Source organism: Christensenella sp., assembly GCF_034927525.1.
GTDB lineage: Bacteria > Bacillota > Clostridia > Christensenellales > Christensenellaceae > Christensenella.
The window spans coordinates 1-20,974 of sequence record NZ_JAYFPU010000210.1 but is presented as its reverse complement, the minus strand read 5'-3'; the positions used below and the strand labels follow the sequence as shown (position 1 = coordinate 20,974).

Annotated in this window: 21 protein-coding genes; 6 read left to right on the top strand and 15 right to left on the bottom strand. The window is 49.3% G+C overall.

Features of this window, described 5'->3' with window-relative positions; translation table 11 throughout:
* Positions 1–728: bifunctional transcriptional activator/DNA repair enzyme AdaA (locus tag VB081_RS08860; protein ID WP_323400464.1), on the bottom strand; the 728-nt coding region annotated here is incomplete at its 3' end.
* 174 nt (positions 729–902) lie between these two features.
* Here VB081_RS08860 and VB081_RS08855 point away from each other — a divergent pair.
* From VB081_RS08855 to VB081_RS08845, 3 genes are all read left to right on the top strand, one after another.
* Entirely contained in the window at positions 903–1,394 is a 492-nt protein-coding gene (locus VB081_RS08855; protein ID WP_323400463.1) for a pyridoxamine 5'-phosphate oxidase family protein, read from the top strand.
* Between the two features lie 50 nt (positions 1,395–1,444).
* Positions 1,445–2,359, top strand: a complete 915-nt coding sequence (locus VB081_RS08850; RefSeq protein WP_323400462.1) for a YitT family protein — start codon at positions 1,445–1,447, stop codon at positions 2,357–2,359.
* A 223-nt stretch (positions 2,360–2,582) separates the two neighbouring features.
* Positions 2,583–2,939: a hypothetical protein gene (locus VB081_RS08845; protein ID WP_323400461.1), complete on the top strand. Its 357-nt coding sequence runs from the start codon at positions 2,583–2,585 to the stop codon at positions 2,937–2,939.
* Positions 2,940–2,996: 57 nt separating this feature from the next.
* Here VB081_RS08845 and rho read toward each other — a convergent pair whose 3' ends face one another.
* From rho to VB081_RS08825, 4 genes are all read right to left on the bottom strand, one after another.
* Positions 2,997–4,640: a transcription termination factor Rho gene (gene rho / locus VB081_RS08840; protein ID WP_323400460.1), complete on the bottom strand. Its 1,644-nt coding sequence runs from the start codon at positions 4,638–4,640 to the stop codon at positions 2,997–2,999.
* A gap of 350 nt (positions 4,641–4,990) precedes the next feature.
* Positions 4,991–6,475 carry a DUF1846 domain-containing protein gene (locus VB081_RS08835; RefSeq protein WP_323400459.1) on the bottom strand — a complete coding sequence of 495 codons (1,485 nt, stop codon included), beginning with the start codon at positions 6,473–6,475 and terminating at the stop codon, positions 4,991–4,993.
* Between the two features lie 130 nt (positions 6,476–6,605).
* Complete coding sequence (locus VB081_RS08830) at positions 6,606–7,274, bottom strand: MBL fold metallo-hydrolase (protein WP_323400458.1); 669 nt, start codon at positions 7,272–7,274, stop codon at positions 6,606–6,608.
* A 42-nt stretch (positions 7,275–7,316) separates the two neighbouring features.
* The gene (locus VB081_RS08825) at positions 7,317–7,745 is read right to left on the bottom strand and encodes a DUF1934 domain-containing protein (protein WP_323400457.1); all 429 of its coding nucleotides are present in this window, start codon (positions 7,743–7,745) and stop codon (positions 7,317–7,319) included.
* A gap of 281 nt (positions 7,746–8,026) precedes the next feature.
* Between VB081_RS08825 and VB081_RS08820 the strand changes: the two genes are divergently transcribed.
* Complete coding sequence (locus VB081_RS08820; protein WP_323400456.1) at positions 8,027–8,200, top strand: zinc-ribbon domain-containing protein; 174 nt, start codon at positions 8,027–8,029, stop codon at positions 8,198–8,200.
* Positions 8,201–8,249: 49 nt separating this feature from the next.
* Here VB081_RS08820 and VB081_RS08815 read toward each other — a convergent pair whose 3' ends face one another.
* The 9 genes from VB081_RS08815 to VB081_RS08775 all read right to left on the bottom strand — a co-directional run bounded on the left by VB081_RS08815 (position 8,250) and on the right by VB081_RS08775 (position 19,105).
* A complete protein-coding gene (locus VB081_RS08815) occupies positions 8,250–9,638 on the bottom strand; it encodes an MATE family efflux transporter (protein ID WP_323400455.1) in 1,389 nt (462 codons plus the stop codon).
* A gap of 277 nt (positions 9,639–9,915) precedes the next feature.
* On the bottom strand, positions 9,916–13,161 hold the full coding sequence (locus VB081_RS08810; RefSeq protein WP_323400454.1) for an InlB B-repeat-containing protein: 3,246 nt from the start codon (positions 13,159–13,161) through the stop codon (positions 9,916–9,918).
* A 383-nt stretch (positions 13,162–13,544) separates the two neighbouring features.
* Positions 13,545–14,462 (bottom strand): glycosyltransferase family 2 protein, encoded by a 918-nt coding sequence (locus VB081_RS08805; protein ID WP_323400453.1) that lies wholly within the window; start codon positions 14,460–14,462, stop codon positions 13,545–13,547.
* A gap of 1 nt (position 14,463) precedes the next feature.
* Positions 14,464–15,318 carry a dTDP-4-dehydrorhamnose reductase gene (rfbD, locus tag VB081_RS08800; RefSeq protein ID WP_323400452.1) on the bottom strand — a complete coding sequence of 285 codons (855 nt, stop codon included), beginning with the start codon at positions 15,316–15,318 and terminating at the stop codon, positions 14,464–14,466.
* A 10-nt stretch (positions 15,319–15,328) separates the two neighbouring features.
* Positions 15,329–16,348 carry a dTDP-glucose 4,6-dehydratase gene (gene rfbB / locus VB081_RS08795; protein ID WP_323400451.1) on the bottom strand — a complete coding sequence of 340 codons (1,020 nt, stop codon included), beginning with the start codon at positions 16,346–16,348 and terminating at the stop codon, positions 15,329–15,331.
* A 7-nt stretch (positions 16,349–16,355) separates the two neighbouring features.
* Complete coding sequence (locus tag VB081_RS08790) at positions 16,356–16,838, bottom strand: YbaK/EbsC family protein (protein WP_323400450.1); 483 nt, start codon at positions 16,836–16,838, stop codon at positions 16,356–16,358.
* 2 nt (positions 16,839–16,840) lie between these two features.
* Entirely contained in the window at positions 16,841–17,386 is a 546-nt protein-coding gene (gene rfbC, locus VB081_RS08785; RefSeq protein ID WP_323400449.1) for a dTDP-4-dehydrorhamnose 3,5-epimerase, read from the bottom strand.
* Positions 17,383–18,270, bottom strand: a complete 888-nt coding sequence (gene rfbA, locus VB081_RS08780; protein ID WP_323400448.1) for a glucose-1-phosphate thymidylyltransferase RfbA — start codon at positions 18,268–18,270, stop codon at positions 17,383–17,385. The genes rfbC and rfbA overlap by 4 nt, the downstream gene beginning before the upstream one ends.
* 37 nt (positions 18,271–18,307) lie before the next feature.
* A complete protein-coding gene (locus tag VB081_RS08775; RefSeq protein WP_323400447.1) occupies positions 18,308–19,105 on the bottom strand; it encodes a glycosyltransferase family 2 protein in 798 nt (265 codons plus the stop codon).
* A 151-nt stretch (positions 19,106–19,256) separates the two neighbouring features.
* Here VB081_RS08775 and VB081_RS08770 point away from each other — a divergent pair, with 151 nt between their 5' ends.
* Positions 19,257–19,469, top strand: a complete 213-nt coding sequence (locus VB081_RS08770) for a hypothetical protein (RefSeq protein WP_323400446.1) — start codon at positions 19,257–19,259, stop codon at positions 19,467–19,469.
* Between the two features lie 58 nt (positions 19,470–19,527).
* Here VB081_RS08770 and VB081_RS08765 read toward each other — a convergent pair whose 3' ends face one another.
* Positions 19,528–20,703, bottom strand: coding sequence for an iron-containing alcohol dehydrogenase (locus VB081_RS08765; RefSeq protein ID WP_323400445.1), 1,176 nt, complete (start codon positions 20,701–20,703; stop codon positions 19,528–19,530).
* A 132-nt stretch (positions 20,704–20,835) separates the two neighbouring features.
* Between VB081_RS08765 and VB081_RS15025 the strand changes: the two genes are divergently transcribed.
* Positions 20,836–20,974: LacI family DNA-binding transcriptional regulator (locus tag VB081_RS15025; RefSeq protein ID WP_323400465.1), on the top strand; the 139-nt coding region annotated here is incomplete at its 3' end.

Sequence of the window (20,974 nt, the reverse complement as noted above, 5' to 3'; positions counted from 1 at the left end):
TTGCCGTTTGCCTTCGTAAGGCGCACCGTCCGCATATAAGTGTTGCCTTCTATGTTCTCTACCCCACCGATCGCGCGTCCTGCAAGAAAGCCGAGCATTTCTTCCCAGCGATAGGGAGGCCGGTAACCCAGCGCAAGCGTGATGGAACCGCTTTTCTGTTTTTCTTTTGTTTTCTGTTTCCGCAGCGCTGTGGGAGTCATACGGTAATGTTTTTGAAACAGGTCGTTGAACCGCCGCAAGCTGCCAAAGCCGGAAGCCATCGCCACTTCGATAACAGGCAGGTCTGAATCTGTCAGCAGGTTTTTGGCAAGAAGCAGCCTGCACGTCTGGAGGTATTGTATGGGCGACACGTTGTATTCCGCAGCAAAAACACGCCGCAAATGCCGGTCGGTGCAGCCGAGTTTTCCGGCGATCTCGCCAAGGCTTTGCGCGCTGCCGCATTTTTCTTCCAGCAGCCGCGCCGCACTGTGCGCCAGCACCGCCGAAGCGTCTGTTACCGCCGTCCCTGGGGCAAGCTCCGGCCTGCATAAGAGACACGGACGATAGCCTGCCTGCTCCGCCTGTGCGGCGGTATGAAAAAAAGTGCAATTTTCGGCCTTGGGCCGCCTTGCCCGGCAAACCGGACGGCAATAGATGCCCGTAGAAGATATTCCCACAAAGAAACGTCCGTCAAAACGCGCGTCCTTTGCCTGAAATGCCGCATAGAGGTTGCTGTCATTCAGATCCATCGTTTCCGGCCTCCTTTCCTGGAATAGTCTTATTATATCATATCCGCCGCAAAAAACTCGCTGTTTTCGGACATGCTTTTACGCGAAATCTTTATGCAGAAAAAATATGACTTTACGTCGCGCGGATGGTATGATATTCTTATCCATTAAAATCCGATGACGAGAGGTGTCTTTATGACAAAAAAAGCCATGCGTGAAATGAGACGGAAAGAACGTGCTACGACGAAAGAGGAAGCGCTTGCGTTGCTTGGGGACTGCGAATATGCCGTACTCAGTATGACCGATCCCGACGGCAATCCACATGCCGTGCCTGTTTCGCCTGTGCTTGACGGCGAGGCGGTGTATATCCATTGCGCGCCCGCTGGATATAAGCTTGACTGCATTGCGCACAACCCGCAGGTGTGCCTTGTGTGCGCAGACCATATCACGCGTATGCCCGAGCGGTTTTCCACCGCTTTTAAGAGTACAATCGCATATGGCAGGGCGACGCTTCTTACGGGAAAGGACGAGAAAATACATGCGCTTGACCTGATCTGCCGGAAATATGCGCTTTCCAATATGGAAAACTTTGACGCGGAAATGGAAAAATCGTTTACGCGGACGGCGGTCATCCGCGTAGATATTGAAAACATCAGCGGAAAGCAAAGAAAATTGCCGCAAAAGTAACTATACTGTTGCAAAATGGGTATCAATATCCTGAAAGCGAGGATCGCCATATGGGTCGTATTTCTGCCAAATCCATGAGAGGATATATCATAGACGCGCTGCTGTTCTTTTTAGGCAGCCTGATTTACGCTGCGGCGATCAATATTTTTACTGCGCCCAACAACATTGCGCCGGGCGGCCTCACAGGTGTCGCGACCATGCTGAACTTTTTGTTTGGCCTGCCCATCGGTACGATGATCCTTGTGATGAACGTACCGCTTTTTATCCTCGGATTTATTTATTTTGGCTGGAAATTTATCATCAAAACGATTATCGCGACTGCGCTTTCTTCTGTCGTGATCGACGCGACCGCGGGCATTTTTCCGCAGTATCATGGCGAACCGCTTATCACCGTCGTGTTTGGCGGGCTGTTGTCCGGCGTGGGGCTGGCGCTTATTTTGATGCGCGGCGGCACGTCCGGCGGTACGGAGCTTGCGGCAAACCTCATCGCCCTCAAGTTCCCGCATATTTCTATGGGCAAGCTGATTTTGGTGCTTGATGTGATCGTTGTTGTGTTCTCTGCATTGGTATATCAGGACTTTGAAAGTCCGCTTTATGCGATGATCGTTATTTTCATTACTTCTTGGATCATCGACGCGATCCTCTACGGTTCGAGCATCGGGACGGGCAAAATGATGTTTATTGTCTCGCCCAAAAACAAGGAGATCGCCTCCACCATCATCACAAAAATGGAACGCGGCGTGACTGCTTTAAAATCGCGCGGCGGATACAGCGACAAAGAGGGCGAAGTGCTGCTGTGCGCGGTGCGCAGGCAGGAGGTATACCGCATCTACCACCTGATCCACGAGATCGACCCGAGCGCGTTCATCATCGTGGGCGACGCGGGCGAAATCAGCGGCGAAGGGTTCCGCAATATTACGGCGAGCGAAGTAACAAAGAAAAAGCGGGCGAAGAAAAAGAAATGATCACTCGTGCGGCTTGATCCCCTTAAAAAACTCAGCAAAATCGACATTGTAGACTTGCTGCAACGCGACCAGGTCCGTTACTTTGATGTTGCGGGTGCCCAGTTCAATTTTTGTATAAGTATTTCATAAAGATGACTCGTTAGCACCCGTTATATTTCTTTTTGGAGATATAATCAAGAAAAAGATGTGTCAACGAGTCATCTTTATGAGAGGTAGATCGATTATGTCAAATAAAAAGGTATTGGAATGTTTGGAAAAAAATGTGGATGGTTTGGAGATCATCCAGAACCTGATGCGCTACGACGATCCGCTTGTGTACAGCGACCTGATGCTGGATATCGACCTCCACCACTTCGAGGGATATGAAGCGCTGCTGCCCGTCATGCTGCTTTCCACCGGCGATCCGATCATCGAGCGCACAGGCAAACGGCTTTTGCTGCAGCTATACAGCGAAAAGCTACAGAAGATCGGTGGGTGGCAGATGGTTGATTATGTCAAAGATATCCTCCTCGAGGAGCAAGCCCGCTGGGAAAAGCACATCGGGCAGCTCAGAACGCTGCGGAAGCAAAATAAAATATGAGCCGCAACAAAAAACGGTACCGCTTTACGCGGTACCGTTTTTAATCAGCTTATTCTTTTAATAGCGGTTGTTCCCGCCGGAGTTATAGCCTTCTTTTTCCCAGATGCGGAACCATTCATGCAGCCGCGCAAGAAATTCTTCGTTTGTCTGCGTACGCACCAGCATACCGATGAGCTGTTCTGTGACCTCCGTCGTGTTGCCGGACGAAAGCGCCTTACGAAGCGCCCACGTGCCTTCCAGCTCCTTTTGCGAGAGCAGCAGGTCTTCACGCCGCGTCCCCGACTTGGCAAGGTCTACCGCCGGGAAGATACGCTTCTCAGAGAGCTTACGGTCAAGATGGATTTCCATGTTGCCCGTGCCCTTGAATTCTTCGTAGATGATCTCATCCATACGCGAGCCCGTTTCCACCAGCGCCGTAGCGATGATGGTCAGCGAACCACCGCCTTCAATATTTCTTGCCGCGCCGAAAAACCGTTTTGGCTTGTAAAGCGAGGCCGGGTCAAGACCGCCGGAAAGCGTCCTTCCGGAGGGCGGAACCACAAGGTTATGTGCGCGTCCGAGACGCGTTAAGCTGTCGAGCAGGATGACCACGTCGCGGCCGTGCTCCACCAGGCGTTTTGCACGCTCAATGACCATGTCCGCAACGCGCGCATGGTTCTCCGGGCGTTCGTCAAAGGTAGAATAGACCACTTCGCCCGCTATGGAGCGCTGCATATCCGTTACTTCCTCCGGACGTTCGTCGATCAGCAATACAAGCATTTCCACTTCCGGATAGTTGTTGGTGATACTGTTGGCGATCTTTTTTAAGAGGATCGTTTTACCAGCCTTTGGCGGCGCCACAATCAGGCCGCGCTGGCCTTTACCGATAGGAGAGATCAAGTCGATCATGCGGATCGCCAGATCGCGCGAGGCGCGCACGTTTTCAAGCGTGAACCGTTCCTCAGGATAAATGGGCGTCAGCGTTTCGAACGCAGGACGGCTCTGACATTTTTCCACCGGCTCTGCATTGACCGTTTCAATATACAAAAGCGCCAACAAACGTTCCCCGTCTTTTGAGGGGCGCGTTTTGCCGCACACCTTGTCCCCTGTTTTCAGGTTAAATTTACGTATCTGCGCCTGTGACACATACACATCTTTTGTGCCGGGCAGGTAGTTCTCGCTGCGTAAAAATCCGTAGCCTTCGGAATGCACTTCCAGAATGCCGTTTGCATCCTTACACTCCCCTGTGTTCAGTATCTCGTTGACCGCGTCATTGTTGGGCACATATTCGATGATGCGCCTGCGGCCCGAATCCATATCTCCTTCGTTTTCCACATCGCCTAAGTCGTCAAGTTCGATCGACTGCTGTGCCACGGCCTGCTCCTTCACTGCGGGTGCGGCCTCCTGCGGGGTGGCATCTTCCACCACTTTTTTACGCGGCCTGCCTGCACGCTTCGGTTTTTCTTCCACGACCGGTTCTTCCGTAAGTACCGCTTGCGGCGCGGGCGGCGTGGGTTTTTTTACGGGTGCGGGCATGCTTGCCATGCCAAAAATATCCACGGCTTCCGCCGCGGCCTGCTTTTCTTCACCCTCCTGTTCCAACTCTAAGAGCATCGACAAAAGTTCCGCCTTTTTATATTTTGTAGGCGATTTGACTCCTGCCAGTTTTGCGATCTCTCTTAGATCGGCCAAACTTTTGTCTTCTAGTAAACTGCTATTCACGAAATAGTACTCCTTTGGTATGTTAAAAATTAAAAATAATTAAACGCAATAGTAACAAACAGCTTCAAATAAAAACTTTGAACGTGTTATGGAGCAATGAAATTATATATACACAAAATTGATACAGGAAAAACTGTTCTACATTCGATTTCTACAAATTTCCATTTCTACCACCTTTATTATGCGCAAAAAACTTCTCTTTGTCAACGAATTTCCCATTTATTCATACAAAATTATTACATTTATTACGCAGTATATAATAAAACGTAAAAATACGTGTTTAACGACCAATAAATCCACATCAAAAAAGGCATTCCACACGCTTGCAGAACGCCTTTTCCATTTTAAATTTATACGTAATATAAATCCTTTGAGGGGTAGACCGGCTCACATGTTAAGTTGATGTTCAGTTTTTTGAGCACGGACTCATCCGCCTGCGTGAGCATACATGTGGAATGCACCTCGCATCCGGCCAGCATCCGCAGCTTTGTCATGCCCACCTCTGCCGTGGGGTTCATGGCCGCACTGATGGAAAGCGCAGCAAGAACGTCCTCAATGTTGAGGATCGGGTCGAGCTCTTTTAAGATCGAGCTCTTGAGCTTCAGGATCGGCTCAAGGGCAATGGGCGAGATCAGGCGTATTTCGTCTGAAATATTACCAAGCTGTTTGACCGCATTTAAGATCATGCTGGACACATTGTTCATCAGCTCCGTCGTTTTGCCGGTGATGATGGTGCCGTCCGGCAATTCGAGCGCCGCCGCCGGTACGCCTGTTTTCTGTTCCTTCTCGAGCGCCGCCGCGACGACTTTGCGGTCGCTGGGTTCCAGCTCGAGCTGCTTCATAAGCATCAGGTTCTTTTGCAGCGCCTCTGCTGTGGTACTGCCCTTTTTATAGTCGCACTGCGCGTTATAGTAGCGGCGGATCACTTCCTGACAGGCCGCCTGCTTACACACCTCGTCGTCCGTTATGGCATAACCCGCCATGTTGACGCCCATATCCGTCGGAGACTTATAAGATTCCTTGCTTCCCGTGATCTTTGCAAGGATCGTTTTGACAATGGGGAACGCATCGATATCGCGATTATAGTTGACCGCTGTTTTTTCGTACGCTTCCAGATGGAACGGATCGATCATGTTGATGTCGTTCAAATCGGACGTCGCCGCTTCATACGCCATGTTGACGGGGTGCTTTAATGGCAGGTTCCAGATGGGGAACGTCTCAAACTTCGCATAGCCCGCCATATTTCCGCGGCGGTATTCGTGGTAAAGCTGCGACAGGCACGTTGCAAGCTTTCCACTGCCCGGCCCGGGCGCTGTGACGACCACAAGCGGGCGCTGTGTTTCGATATACGGGTTCATACCATAGCCTTCGTCGCTCACAATGAGCTCTATCTCCGAAGGGTAGCCCTTTGTATGCCTGTGCACATACGTCTTGATGCCGCGGCGTTCCAGCCTCTGGCGGAAGATATCCGCTGCGTATTGCTCTGTGTATTGCGTGATGACCACGCTGCCCACGTAAAGCCCCATGCCGCGCAGATTATCGATCAGGCGCAGTACGTCGAGATCGTACGTGATCCCGAGGTCTGCGCGCACTTTGTTTTTTTCAATATCGCCGGCGTTGATGCAAAATACGATCTCTGCCTGATCCTTTAGTCTTTGCAGCAGCTTTGCTTTACCGTTGACGTCAAACCCGGGGAGCACGCGCGACGCATGGTAATCGTCGAACAGCTTACCGCCGAATTCCAGATATAGTTTGCCGTCGAATTTGTCGATCCTCTCGAGTATCTTTTCCGTTTGTTTCTTGATGTATAAATCATTGTCAAAACCGATCTTCATGCAGCGCCTCCTTATTCAACATGCCCCAAAACACTTCTCAACAAAAAATACCCCGGGAATCCCGCAGTATTTTTTTGTGTTTAAAAATATATATCATCACCTTCCGCATCGGAAGGTTTGCTTCGATCTATTACGGACAATGCGTACATTCCATGACAACGATCCTGTTGCGCTTTTTGAGGTTGTCGGACGTGATGTCAAACAGTCCGCCGCCAATACGCGAAACATCGTATTCCCTGCTGGCTGCACGCGCGAGGAAATCATGCGAGGCCGCGATATCGAGCGTAAGCCCCGGCGTTAAGTAGTGCATAGGGATCGTGATGTTGGGCTGGATCCTGTCCATGATATTGAGCGCGCCTTTGGCGTCCACCGTATAGGTTCCGCCGACCGGGATCATCAGGATATCGATCTTGCCGACCGCTTCAAAGAAGCCGTCCGAAGGCATTGCGCCTACGTCGCCCATATGCAAAAGGCGCATGCCGTCTGCTTCGATCAGGTAAGCGACCACCTTTCCGCGCAGCGCACCGCCCTGCTCGTCGTGGTCAAGCTCTATCCCTTTGATCTTGATGCCCTGCGGGTCATACTCCCCTGCTTTATCGATCAGTGTATAGCTGTGTTTTAATCCATCCACATATTCGTGGTTGTAATGGTCAAAATGATCGTGCGTGATCAGCAGGATATCCGGTGTTTTTTCCGGAACCCTAAGGCCGATCGTACCATCGTACGGGTCGATCATGACCGTTTTTTTGTCCTGTGTTGTGATGTAGAAACACGAATGCCCAATCCATTCAATCAACATAAAATTACCCTCCTCATAAAACTCAAAACTTTTATAGAAAGCTTACGCTTTTGGTATTGACCTGTAGTTGATATTCAGCTTGTTGACGGCCTGCTGGTCGCCCACACGTATCACATATTCAAGGTCGATGTTGCCCTTGTCTGTGGAAAGCTCGCTTAACACCTGCGTCGGAAAGACGGACATTTCCATCATGCCAAACGGCGTATCATAGGCCGCCGCAAACACACGGCTTTTTAAAAACACAAACTCTGTCTCCACAAGACCCGTGCGCTTTAACTGCACGCGGTCGCCATCGATCGTCAGGCTGGTTTTTGTGTTTTCCATGCCTGATAATTCGCTTTCGTCGTACTCTATGGTATATTTACCGCCGTCGCATGTGAGCATGCCCTCGGTATATAGCTCCATCTCATGGTTATCATCTTCATCGGCCTGATATCCACGGACATTCAAAAGAATGTTATTCTGAACCATCAAAACCGCCTCCTCCCGCCATACCCACCGGTATGAGCCTCCATCGCCTTTTCCACACGATATAGTACTTAATAAATTATTATACCACAGAATCGGTATGTAAAAAAATATTTTCTTTAAAAAAAGCTTTGTTTTCGCAAAAAAGTTGTTGTATCGCCCCATTTGCTGTGTTAAAATACAAGCAGAAAAAGACCCGCAAATGAAAACTTGCCTTCGAAAAATATTTGGGGGAAATTTTTATAAGGTCTATTTTTCCAAAAATTTTCAGGAGGATGTCAGTTATGGCAGACAAAACATTAATTTGTAAGGATTGTGGATCAGAATTCGTATTTACCGAGGGTGAGCAGGAATTTTTCAAAGAAAAGGGATTTGACAACGAGCCTGTACGCTGCCCGAATTGCAGAAAAGCAAGGAAGCAGAACAGGAACAACTTCAGAAGAGATTACGAAGATTAATCAAACGATAAAAAGCCGCTCACAAGCGGCTTTTTTTGTGCGCATTTTATCAACAGTCGGCAAGCGCGTCTTTATTTTCACGCGTTACATTGTTGAGCCATTTCCCGCCTTTTAGGCGCCACAGGCAGAAGAACACCTTAACCACTTCGTCAAAGCGCAGAAGCAGGAACACGACCGGAATGGACAGGTTCCATACAAAGCCGCCGAGCGCGCCCAGCGGCAGGGCGATCGCCCACATGGTAACGACATCCAATATCATGCAGAACATCGTGTCTCCGCCGCCGCGGAACACACCGACGACGCACGACAAGCCGATGGCCTGCATCACGACGATAAACGCGGCAACGTACATCGTTGCATCGAGCGCCGCATATGTTTCGGGCGTCAATACGTAAAGACCCATAAAGACGTTCTTTAAAAGCAGCAATGCGCCAGCCGATATCCCGGCGATCAGTACATTCGCCCAAACGAGCGTCTTTGCCGATTTGCGGACAGTATCGTATTGCTGTTCCCCAATATATTTGCCCACGATCACCAGCGTCGCGGACGCGGAGCCGTACACAAAGATCGTCGTCACGCGCATGACCGTCGAAATGATGCCCACCGTCGTCACGGCGGTAACGCCCATATGCCCGAGGACGGAGGTCTGTACAGACATCCCGATCGACCACGCCATTTCATTGATCACGACCGGCAGTGCATAGCGCAAATAATCCTTCCACAGAAGTTTATCATTTTGCACCAGACACTTAAACGACAGCTTTACGCGCTTCTCCCTCTTTGCGTACACAAGCACGATGGCAAGCTCGCTGAGCCGCGCGATCACCGTACCGATTGCAGCACCCGCAACGCCCATCGCCGGCGCGCCAAATTTCCCAAAAATAAACACGTAATTGAAAAACACGTTGACCGCAAAAGAGATGCTGTAGGTGATGACAGCAATTTTTACGCGTTCCACGCTGCGTACACATGTAAGATAGGTGTTGGTAAAGGCGTACGGCAAAAAAGAAATCCCGACAAGCGGCAGATATTGTGCGCCGTATTCGATGACCTGCTGATCGTTTGTGTACATTGCCATCACCTGATAGGGCGCCGCGATCACGCTTACTGCCGCAACCGTGCCTGCGAGCAGCGAAAGGCGCAATACCATGCCAAATACCTTCGCGATGGTATGCGTATCCTTTTCTCCCCAATATTGCGAGATCAGCACGCTTGCCCCCGTCGCAAGGCCATAGATACAGACCATCAGCAAAAAAAATGTCTGGTTTGCGATCGTGACGGCAGAGAGTTGTACCTCTCCTAAGGAACCGACCATGATAGAGTCCATCAGCGCGACCGAATAGATCAGAAGGTTTTGCAGCCCCACGGGAACGGCAAGCGATAAAAACCACCGAAACAAGGGTTTATTATTTGATTTTAACTTGATTCTTTCCACCATAGCCCCCGCTAACGCAAAAAACTGCCACGCCGGCCTGTGCCTTTGCAGCAGTTAGTATCATACCATATTTTCTTTTTGCCAAAAAGGTTTTTCAATAAAATGGTTAAAATCGTCAGGTAAACCGGTCAAAAAAATCCATATTTCTCTTGATATGCAATTTATCCTATCTTTTTAAAACATAAACTCTATCATAAAAAACGCTGTAACCCATTCATGACTACAGCGTTTTTCCATATCATCTTTGTCAATTAGTTCAACTTGCTAAATCAAATATTCTTTATTCCTTATGCCCTATTTTCTTTTTTAAAATTATAATACCGGTGATCAGGGCTCCCAGCAAAACAGATGCATAAAACCATATTTTCACATTACTCTCATCATCTGTCGCTGGTGGATTTTTCTCGCCAGTTTCCTCACCGGGTGATACCACTTTCCAATTTGCATAAACAGTTATGTCTGTAGTAACGACGGTACGCGCATCAAATTGCGTCCCTTCCCCGTTTGGCTGCGTATACCATCCCAAAAAGGCGTGACCTGTATAGATTGGGTCTGAGGGCATACGGGCTTCTAAAGCGCCCCCCGCAGAGAGAGATACAGCCTGCATATTGGGCGTTCCTCCCCTTGCATCAAAGGTAACTGTAACCATACCAGGGGGTACTTTTGCCCAATGTGCATAAACCGTCATATCTGCATCGACAACGGTACTTCCGTCAAACTGCATCCCGCCATCGTCCGCTTGTGTAAACCAGCCTAAGAATATATGTCCAGCAAAATTAGGATTTTCAGGCATTGCTGAGCCTATCGTTTCTCCCGGATAAACCGAAACCGTTTGGATTCCGGGCGTCCCCCCTACGGCGTCGAAGATGACTGTAACCATTCCAGGTGGCGCGGGTTCCCAATGCGCATATACCGTCATGTCCGTATTGACCACTGTACTTCCGTCAAACTGCGTTCCGCCTCCACCGGGCTGCGTATACCACCCTAGAAATATGTACCCGCTATAAGTAGGGTTTGCTGGCATCGTCGTTCCTAGGCTGTTTCCTTGCCGGGTGGCCACGGACTGTGATGCCGGTGCTCCTCCAGCTGCATCAAAAACCACTGTAACAACTGGCGCCCCCGCAATATATGAAATATCATAATTGTTATATGCATAATCAAAAGCCGGCGCTGCTGTTGGCGGATTTGAATACGTCGTTGTTAAAATGTTTGAAGCATGCGTTGCAGCATCTGGCGATGTACTGGACATATAGTAGGCTCTGATCGCTTTGTTTCCATCAAATACTACATTCGCAGATACGTGTACCCTGTCAAGATCCGTTTGATCTACCCACACTCCTCCGCCGTCATTTATCGCTGTATTATTTATTATCTTTGCAGTATCTTCTACTGATACCATCGGCGTATTCGGTAGCTGATCCGGATATGCAGCGCTGATTCCTCCACCATAAAGGGCTTGATTGCCTGAAATGATTGCATTGCCTTTTACAGTAATCAAAGTATCGGTTACAGGGGTACTTCCAGTATGGGCATAGATTCCCCCTCCGTATTCTTGTGCTGTGTTATTTTCTATTTTTGCTTGTCCACTTACTGTAATCGATTTTGATTGAGATGCTCCAATCCCTCCCCCATATTCTGCCGCGCTGTTTCCAATCATTTCTACATTATCCTCGATTTCTAATACCGAGCTTGTAGAAAGGTATATTCCACCGCCTACCGTATCGCTTTGGTTATCTGATACCTGGACGTCGTCGGAAAGAACCACAGTCGTTCTTGCTGCGATGTAAACTCCCCCTCCTGATTTCTGCGAATCATTATTGGTAATGCTTGTATCACCATTTATGTCAACAAGCGCATCATTAAAGATCGCCAAGCCTCCCCCATACCCTCCTGTATTGTTATCAACCTCGGAATTGGTCAGTGTCATCTTACAAAAATTCCCTATTAAGATTCCTCCGGCTTGTCCCGTCACACTTACAATATCCGCCTCATTATTATTGATCGTTGAATCTAGAATGGTTAAGGGGGTTGCGGTCGCAAGGTTCACGGCAGACGCCATATAGATTGCCCCGCCATATTGCGCCTTATTTCCATCCATAAGCACGCGGGTCAAATTCATTGTGTTCTCCGAAAGCGCATAGATTCCGCCACCAGAAACTTGAACGATATTTCCTGTAAACACAGTATCGTTGCAGTTTAAGGTATATCCTTTTCCAAGATAAATGCCGCCGCCGGACCTTGCGATATTCTGGTCAAAAACAGCGCCGCCAATGGCAACAGTGGAAGCGCCTTCATTGGTAGAGGCTCCACAGGAGAATGCGCCACCACTCATCGTCGCATCATTCCTTAAAAACGAAACCGAGTCGTCGATCGTTACCGTCATCGAAAACTCCAACCGCACCGCTCCGCCATATTTTGACAGGTTGTCCGATATAACCAACCCTCCTTTGAGCTCTGCACTGCTTCCGCCCGCTACACAAATTCCGCCGCCTGACCCAAAACTCGGGCTCTGCGAGACATCGTTTCCGGAAATGGTTCCTCCTTCAATGATTAGTTTGCTATTCCAATGGGAAAGAACCCCTCCCCCAAAGTTACCCGATACATTATCGGTGATGGTGCAATCTGTTATTCTGGAATAAGCTCCTATCCACGCCGCAATCCCGCCGCCAAGACCTTTATGATTTGTATTATCGCCAGTGGTAGAATTCTCGGTTATACTGCAATTCTCAGCTATCAGGCTTCCTCCCTGTCCGATCCCAATCCCTCCACCAAGTCCTGAATCTGCAGCAGCTGTATGATTTGCTTGATTATTATGGATAGCGACACCTATAACGGTGAGGGATTTTCCCGCCGCACACATGATTCCCCCTCCACGAATTGCCTTGCATCCAGATATCCCGCCTCCTTCAATAAGTATGGAACCATTTGCGTAAATACCACCGCCCTCGGTTCCAGTAGAAATGAAACAATTCTGAATTTGCGGGTCATTGATGACAGCGGTACCATTTACATGAATTCCGCCGCCTGCGTTAGCGCCATCTAAAGTAACGTCCTGAAAAGTTAAATACAAAGGACCCGTAGCATTAATCATAAAGTGACGTTGTCCAACAGCCGCGCCCAATGAAGCGGTTCCACTGACCGAATCGATCAGCACATGATAGTCCGCTGAATTATTGATCGTTAAGGGAGCTGTTAAGGCAAATGATGAATCCAATGTAATATGCTCAGTTCCATTATCCAGTTCCGTCTGTAATTCTGTCTGATCAGAAACCATTACCCCCGGCGGAACAATTTTCGTATCCCTGACAGGTTGCGCCCCCGGATTGGTAGGCACGGCTACCGGACTGTAAATCGCGCCATCTTCTTCTACATATTGATTACCTAAAGATGGATCATTTTCTATGGAGGCCGGGTCCATTGCAATATCATCTGTCCCTCCGGCGTAAGCAATGTATGGAAAACCAAACGAACCTACTACAAATAAAAACGTTAGCGTTACAGAAAAAAATATTTTTTTCAAGTTCAAACCCTTGCCCTCCTTACCCCTAGCCAAATATTTGGGATTTACTTTTTTGATCATATAAATCGTAATTTTAGCACCACATACCAAAGTACCGATTTAATTTTTTCTCAACACGTAAATGAAGCGATTTAAAATTCTCACAAATTGTCCGAAGCAAATGCTAACTTTGAAAAATCATTTATTTGATACGTTAAATGATAAAACCCTTTTCTATACTTTATTACCCTTTTTTATAAGTTTTAAACTTTTTGTATTGCAACCTCCCTGCTTTGCGTTCAGGTAATACTATCTGGTATTATCGTTCATCAAATGGATTAAAAAAACTGGCTCCTTTTGAATGTAGAAGCCAGTTCCCTTAACACTTTTTTATGTATAAGTTCTTCACGTTAGTCCATATGATAACGCGCTTTGAAAACCTTTAGCCCTGCACGCGCAAGTGGGTTCTTCGCCAGCTTCCACAGCGTCTTTTTTTTCTCGCCCTCCGCACATACCGCTTGGTAAAATTCATCCACATAAGCTGGATTTTCGAGGATTACATTGTTTTTAACGTTGCCCTTTTGCACCTCGCGGTAAAATTCCAGCCATACCACGCGGTTTTCCCGCACCCCTTCTTCATGCAGCGACAAAAAAGAATTTTCGCCGTGTAGACGGTATAGGTAGGCTGTTTCCTCCGTATAAACCGGTTCGTCATACAGGCACGCGCGCAGGAAAAAATCGTAATCGTGTACGTATTTATAATTTTTAAAGCCGCCGACCGCCTCATAGAGGCTGCGGCTAAAAAGCAGGTTGCCTGTGGAAATGCTTACGTTTTCCGCCACAGCGCCAAGCGCGACAAACCGTTTACCCGCGATCTTGTCCTGTGTTTTTTCAAACGCAGCGGCCTGCTCGCTTCTAAGGCGCTGCCCGTCCGCGTCGATGCAGCGCACCTTGGAAAAACCCCATAAACTGTCCTTTTCCTGCATGGCCTGCATCATCACGGCAAAGCGGTTTTTTTCAAACAGGTCGTCCGCGTTGAGGATTGCGATATACTGCCCGGACGACGCTGTGATGCCTGCGTTGATCGTGGCATGCGCGCCCATATTCTGTTTGTTTTGCGATATCACAATATGATTAGAAAAACGCGCTTTGAAGGTTTCGTCCTGCGTAACCGACAATATCGCCCGCCAGCTGTTGTCCTGCGAACAATCGTCGATCACAACAAGCTCGATGTTTTTGTACGTTTGCGCAACAACACAGCCGATCGCCTGCCGGATATATTTTTCATAATTATAGGATGGGATAATGACGGAAATCAGCGGTTCCATATCACAACTCTTTTAAATAACGCGCAATCGCGTCTTTATAGTCCGGCAAACGCGCAAAACCGCCGTCAATGAGCGTTTGCTTAGAAAGGCGTGAATTTTTGGGGCGTGCCGCTGCCGTGGGATGTGCTTTTGCGTATTCCTCTGACGTAACGGCAACCACCTTCGTTTGCTTTCCTGCCTGTTTAAAAATTTCTTTTGTGAAATCGTACCACGAAAGGTCTCCTTCATTGGATGCCTGATACACGCCGTATTTGCGCGAACCGACCATATCGCAGATAAGCGAGGCCACGTCAAACGTGTAGGTAGGCGAACCGTACTGGTCGCTCACGACAGATATCTCGTCGTATGTTTCTGACAGCCGCAGCATCGTTTTTACAAAATTACCGCCGTTTTTGCCGAACACCCAGCAGATACGCAGAATGTAATAATCGCTCAATAGCTTTTGCACTTCGAGCTCGCCGCCATACTTGGTTTCGCCATAGACGTTCTGCGGATTTTTGGGGTCGTCCGCTTCCCACGGCGTATCTTTGGAAAACCCATCGAACACATAGTCCGTACTGATGTACATCATTTCCGCACCGACGGCCTTAGCCGCCAAGGCAACGTTCTTCGTGCCCGTTACGTTGACCGCCCAGCACGTATCGCGGTCGCTTTCCGCTTTATCCACCGCCGTATAGGCCGCGCAATGAACGATGCTTGTAGGCGCGTATTCTTTGATATACGAAAGCACGGCTTCTTCGTCCGTCAGGTCAAAATCGGCGATATCAACGCCGCGGTTTTCGATGCCGCGCAAATCAAGATGGCGCACCACATCGTAGCCAAGCTGTCCGTTTACTCCCGTTACCAGTACTTTCATCATTTTGCTCCTATCTGTCTGCGTACATTGTCTGGTAGTAATTCTGGTATTCGCCGTTGATGATATTTTTCCACCAATCCTCGTTTTCCAGATACCAGTCTACCGTATAGGCGATGCCCTTATCAAACGTCGTCGTGGGTTCCCAGCCAAGCTCGTCCATCATCTTGGTCGGGTCAATCGCATAGCGCTGGTCGTGCCCCGCGCGGTCTTTGACATAAGCGATCAGGCTTTCCGGCTTATTGAGCTGCTTTAAGATCGTCTTCACAACCTGCAGGTTCGTGCGCTCGTTATGCCCGCCGATGTTATAGACCTCGCCCACGCGCCCGTCATGGATGATGCGGTCAATAGCAGCGCAATGGTCGCGTACATACAGCCAGTCACGTACATTTTCCCCCGTACCGTATACCGGCAGGCTCTCGTCCGCCAGGGCGCGGGAAATGATAAGCGGGATCAGCTTTTCCGGAAAATGGTACGGCCCGTAGTTGTTCGAGCAGCGCGAAATCGTGACCGGCAGCCCAAACGTCCTGTTGTACGCCTGCACCAGCAGGTCGGCGCTCGCCTTGGAGGCCGAATACGGCGAGGATGTATGGATAGGCGTTTCTTCCGTGAAGAACAAGTCAGGACGGTCAAGCGGCAGATCGCCGTATACCTCGTCCGTCGAAACCTGATGGTAGCGCGTTACGCCATATTTGCGCGACGCATCAATCAGCACCTGCGTTCCCAGTATATTCGTACGCAGGAAGATACCCGGGTCTTCGATCGAGCGGTCGACATGCGACTCCGCCGCGAAATTCACGACCACATCCGGCTGTTCTTCCTCGAAAAGCGCAAACACCGCGTCCCGATCGGCGATATCTGCCTTGACGAATTTCACATTCGGTTGATCGAGCACATCCTTTAACGTCTCCAGATTGCCCGCGTAAGTGAGCAGGTCAAGTATCACAATTTCGTAATCGGGATGATTCTCCAGCATATGGAACACAAAATTACTGCCGATGAAACCGGCTCCGCCTGTTACAAGTATCTTCATTCTACCTTCATTCTCCTTCTGTCTGCCAGTTTTTGCAGACGTCGATCCATTCGATTGCATTTGCATATCGTTTCAGTTCGTCACACGTAAGCTCGATCGCGCTGTTTGCACTTCCGTATGCGGGAAACACGGTATCAAACCGCTTGAGGGATTCATCCAGATAGACCCGCACTTCTTCCCCCACGGCAAACGGGCATACGCCGCCTACCGGATGGCCAGTCAGCTCCTGCACCTCTTGTGCTGCAAGCATCTTCGCTTTTGTGCCAAAATATGCTTTATACCGCGCATTGTCGATCTTGGCATCACCCGCCGCTACGATGAGCACACACGCGCCGCCCACTTTAAAGGACAGCGTTTTTGCGATACGCGCCCCCTGCACCCCCAGTGCCTGCGCCGCAAGCTCCACCGTTGCGCTGGAATCTTTCAGCTCGCGCACCTTGTCTTCTATGCCGAACTGCTTAAAATATTGCTTTACCGTTTCTACCGACATCTTTAAAAATCCACGTCACTGTCCGCAAGCAAAGGCGCCTGCAAATCTTTTTCCGAGAGGATCGGGTTTTCGATGCCCCAGTCAACGCCGATCTGCGGATCGTCAAAACGAATGGAACGGTCGCACTCAGGCGAATATACCGCGTCTACCTTGTATTGTACTTCCACATCGTCGCTGAGCGTTACAAAACCGTGTCCCATACCCCTTGGCATGAAGAACATCCATTTATTTTCCGCCGAAAGCTCCACCGCATACCACTTTTTGTATGTCAGCGAGTTTTTGCGCAGGTCGACGGCAACGTCCAGTATTTTTCCCTGCGTGCAGCGTAAAAGCTTTGACTGTGCCATCGGATTTTTCTGGAAATGCAGGCCGCGCAGCGTGCCTTTTTGTGCGGAAAACGACTGGTTGTCCTGCACAAATTCACACGTGATGCCCAACTCTTCAAACTTAGGCTTGCTGTAGGTCTCCATGAACCATCCGCGGTGGTCTCCGTGTACGTCCGGCTCTATAACGACCAGACCTTCGATGCCCGTTTCCTTCAGTTTCATATGTCAAGCACCCTACCTTCCGCAACCGCGTTGAGATGCTCTCCATACGGTGATTTTCCATATTTCGCGGCGCTGTTTTTGAGCGTGTCGCAATCGATCCATCCCTTGCGGAATGCAATCTCCTCCGGCGCGGACATCACGATGCCCTGCCGCTTTTGCAGCATGCGCACGAACTCCGCCGCCTCGATAAGCGAATCGAACGTCCCGGTATCAAGCCACGCATATCCGCGACCCATCAGTTTAACGTCAAGATCGCCTTCCTTCAAATAGACCGCGTTCAGGTCTGTGACCTCGAGCTCTCCACGTGCGCTCGGCGCTAAGGCCTTTGCGTATTTGGACACACGGTTGTCGTAGAAATAAAGACCTGTGATCGCGTAATTGGACTTGGGATTTTTCGGTTTTTCCTCCACTGAAAGTGCTTTGCCGTTTTTATCAAAATCGACGATGCCGAAACGCTCCGGATCATCTACATAATAACCGAACACCGTAGCGCGTCCATCGTCCGCATTTGTGACCGCTTCCGCCATCAGCTGCGATAGGCCATTTCCGTAAAAAATATTGTCTCCGAGGATCATCGCGCACGTATCGTCGCCAATGAATTCCTCACCAATGATAAACGCCTGTGCAAGGCCGTCTGGCGACGGCTGTTCCTTATAGGAAAGCGAGATACCGAACTGCGAACCGTCCCCTAACAGGCTTTCGAACCGCGGCAGATCGACAGGCGTGGAAATGATCAATATATCCTTGATGCCCGCCAGCATGAGCGTTGAAAGCGGATAATAGATCATCGGTTTGTCGTATACCGGCAAAAGCTGCTTGCTGGTCATGATCGTGAGCGGGTACAGGCGCGTTCCCGAGCCTCCCGCGAGTATGATTCCCTTCATAACGTCCCCCTTTTTATTGGGTATTTTTATTATATTATCATAGCTGTTTTTGCTTCTCTATGTCAAGCAGTTCGGCCTTGCCGCGCCACTTCCAGAAATATTTGAACATGGAACCAATATGGATCATCAAATAGCGCGCACTGTGTGCGCTGCTGCGCGCATAATCGTGCACCACATAATCATACGGGTAAAAGACCACCCGCGCGCTTTTCAATACGGTACGCGATAAGTCTGCATCTTCAAAATACATAAAATACCGTTCGTCAAAACCGCCAATCTGCTTCAACAATTCTGTACGGATCAACAAAAAACATCCGCTGGCAAATTCGACATCCGTAACTTCTGACAGGTCCTCATCCAGCATCTTATAATGGCGGCGCACGCCTTCCCACTTCTTGCCGGGCGTGCGGTTGGCGATCAGGTATTTCAACTTGGGATTACGCTTAGGCAGGTGCTGCGGGTCGCCGTTTGTATAACGCACTGCCGGCGTGCACATGCCGATATCCGGATTTTTACGCATAAAATTTGCAAGCTCTGCCAAAATATCGCTTTGCAATACGATATCCGGATTGACGATCGCGTGGAAATCTGAGTCGATCAAGTCGAGAACCAGATTATGCCCCGCGCCGAAACCAAGGTTTTTATCGCTGAACACAACGCTGAGCGCTGAAAATTCGTCCGCCAAGCGCACCGCACTATCGTCCTTAGAAGCGTTGTCGATCAAATATATCTTCATGCGGACGCCATGCGTATATTCAAGAAGCGTCCGGATGGCCTGACGCGCTTTTTCATAATTATTATAGTTTACGATGCTGACTGTTACGTCATATTTCAAATCGTTTGTCCTCCGTCAGGCTTTCATGAACCCTGTAATATTATATCAGGTAATGCCCGCGTTTTCCATCGGTAATTTGCACCGGATATAGATTGCGTATTTATATCCGGCGGTGTATAATACAGGTATAATCCAAAAAGGGTGGATTCTTATGGAAAACGATTCAAGGAAACAAAAAAAAGTGCGCGGCAATGTGATTTTTGTCGTTGTGATAACCGTGCTTATCGTGCTTTTTGTGCTTAGTATGGTGAAAATGTTCAACACAAGGGTGGCGGAATATAAACTTTCGCCCGAATACCAGGCGTTTCAGGAGCGTTGGGCAGAACAGCACGACCCTGCGCAGCCTACGAGCCTTTTTGAGTAAGAATATTTTGTAAAACAAAAGACCCGCTCTTGTAGCGGGTCTTTTTGATATGCTTCTCCTACATGGACTTCATGTAAACGTCGATGATATCCTGTCGCGTCATGGCAACAGGCGTTGCCTCGATCGCGCCGCGCATCGCGAACAGTGCATCGTCCGCAAGAGCAGGGATGGATTCCTCCGTAACACCCAGCGAAGAGATCGTGAGGTCTTTGCCGAATGCCGCGAGGAAGGTCCGCAACTGCTGCGCACACTCACGCGCGAGCGTTTCTTCGTCCTGCTTGGGGTCTGCGCCCAGCAGTACCGCAACTTTTGCGAATTTCGAAATATTTCCCTTGTAGGAATACTCTGTCAGCGCCGGGCCGAGCGCGCACAGCGTTTCACCGTGAATCGCATCGAAATGCCCGCTGATGCTGTGCCCCATGCCGTGGATGGCAAATGTCCCCGCGAGTGAGATCGCCGTACCTGCCAGCATGTTGGCAAGGGACATCGCGCTGCGCGCTTCTAAATCCTGCGGATTGTCCACGCACTTTTGCAGGTTTTCCACCACAAGCTCGATCGCGCGTTTTGCAAACATATCCGCATATTCGTTCTCATCCTTGCAGACATACGCCTCAAAAGCATGAAAAAACACATCCAGGCCGGTATTGATCGTAACCTTCTCAGGCAGCGTCAATGTCAGCTCCGGGTCTACGACCGAGATCAGCGGATACCAGAAGTCGTGTCCTGTGCCCGGCTTGTTGCTGTTTTCCGGGTTTGTCACAACTGCAAACGGCGTTGCCTCACTGCCTGTGCCCGAAGTGGTCGTGACCGCGATGATGGGCAGGCACTTAAGCTCTTTGTCTTCCTTATCCGCAAACTTTCCGCCCGGGATATAGTCAACAGCATTGCCGCCTGAAGCCGCGAGAAGCGCAATGAATTTGGATGCGTCCATCGGGCTTCCCCCGCCTACGCCTACGACAACGTCACAGCCGTTTTCCCGCGCAAGGCGTGCGCCGCGGTCGCATGTTGTGGTGGTCGGATTTTGTTCTACCTCCGCAAACACGACTGTTTCCATGCCTGCCTGCTTAAGCTGCTCCTGCACCGTTTCGATCAGTGCTGTTTTTTCCGGACGAACGCTTTGCCCTGTTACGATGAAAGCTTTTTTGCCAAGTCCCTCCGCATGTTTCCCCAATTCATGAAGCACTCCTGCGCCAAATACGATCCGCTCAGGGACTTCTGCTACAAATTTTTTCATTTTATATCACTCCTTCATTTATTTATTTAGTAAATTGCATTATTTTTTTATTAAACAATTGCATTCCTTATCCGCAAATGTTATGATTATATATAATAAGGTAGACAAATTCTCATTAGGTAGGTTCTTGTTATGACAATCCGGGAAATTGCGCGTCTTGCAAACGTTTCGCCCGCCACCATTTCTCTTGTACTAAACAATAAACCCGGTGTGGGCGACGAAACAAGAAAACGCGTACAAAACATATTAAAAGAATATGATTATAAGCTTC

Coding starts and splice junctions, on each gene's coding strand:
- rfbD (WP_323400452.1), bottom strand. CDS start 15,318: ATGAAAGTACTGGTAACGGGAGTAAACGGACAGCTTGGCTACGATGTG.
- VB081_RS08820 (WP_323400456.1), top strand. CDS start 8,027: ATGGCAGACAAAACATTAATTTGTAAGGATTGTGGATCAGAATTCGTA.
- VB081_RS08765 (WP_323400445.1), bottom strand. CDS start 20,703: ATGAAAAAATTTGTAGCAGAAGTCCCTGAGCGGATCGTATTTGGCGCA.
- VB081_RS08830 (WP_323400458.1), bottom strand. CDS start 7,274: ATGTTGATTGAATGGATTGGGCATTCGTGTTTCTACATCACAACACAG.
- VB081_RS08805 (WP_323400453.1), bottom strand. CDS start 14,462: ATGGAACCGCTGATTTCCGTCATTATCCCATCCTATAATTATGAAAAA.
- VB081_RS08845 (WP_323400461.1), top strand. CDS start 2,583: ATGTCAAATAAAAAGGTATTGGAATGTTTGGAAAAAAATGTGGATGGT.
- VB081_RS08770 (WP_323400446.1), top strand. CDS start 19,257: ATGGAAAACGATTCAAGGAAACAAAAAAAAGTGCGCGGCAATGTGATT.
- VB081_RS08790 (WP_323400450.1), bottom strand. CDS start 16,838: ATGTCGGTAGAAACGGTAAAGCAATATTTTAAGCAGTTCGGCATAGAA.
- VB081_RS08850 (WP_323400462.1), top strand. CDS start 1,445: ATGGGTCGTATTTCTGCCAAATCCATGAGAGGATATATCATAGACGCG.
- VB081_RS08825 (WP_323400457.1), bottom strand. CDS start 7,745: ATGGTTCAGAATAACATTCTTTTGAATGTCCGTGGATATCAGGCCGAT.
- VB081_RS08855 (WP_323400463.1), top strand. CDS start 903: ATGACAAAAAAAGCCATGCGTGAAATGAGACGGAAAGAACGTGCTACG.
- rfbB (WP_323400451.1), bottom strand. CDS start 16,348: ATGAAGATACTTGTAACAGGCGGAGCCGGTTTCATCGGCAGTAATTTT.
- rfbA (WP_323400448.1), bottom strand. CDS start 18,270: ATGAAGGGAATCATACTCGCGGGAGGCTCGGGAACGCGCCTGTACCCG.
- VB081_RS08835 (WP_323400459.1), bottom strand. CDS start 6,475: ATGAAGATCGGTTTTGACAATGATTTATACATCAAGAAACAAACGGAA.
- VB081_RS08815 (WP_323400455.1), bottom strand. CDS start 9,638: ATGGTGGAAAGAATCAAGTTAAAATCAAATAATAAACCCTTGTTTCGG.
- rfbC (WP_323400449.1), bottom strand. CDS start 17,386: ATGAAACTGAAGGAAACGGGCATCGAAGGTCTGGTCGTTATAGAGCCG.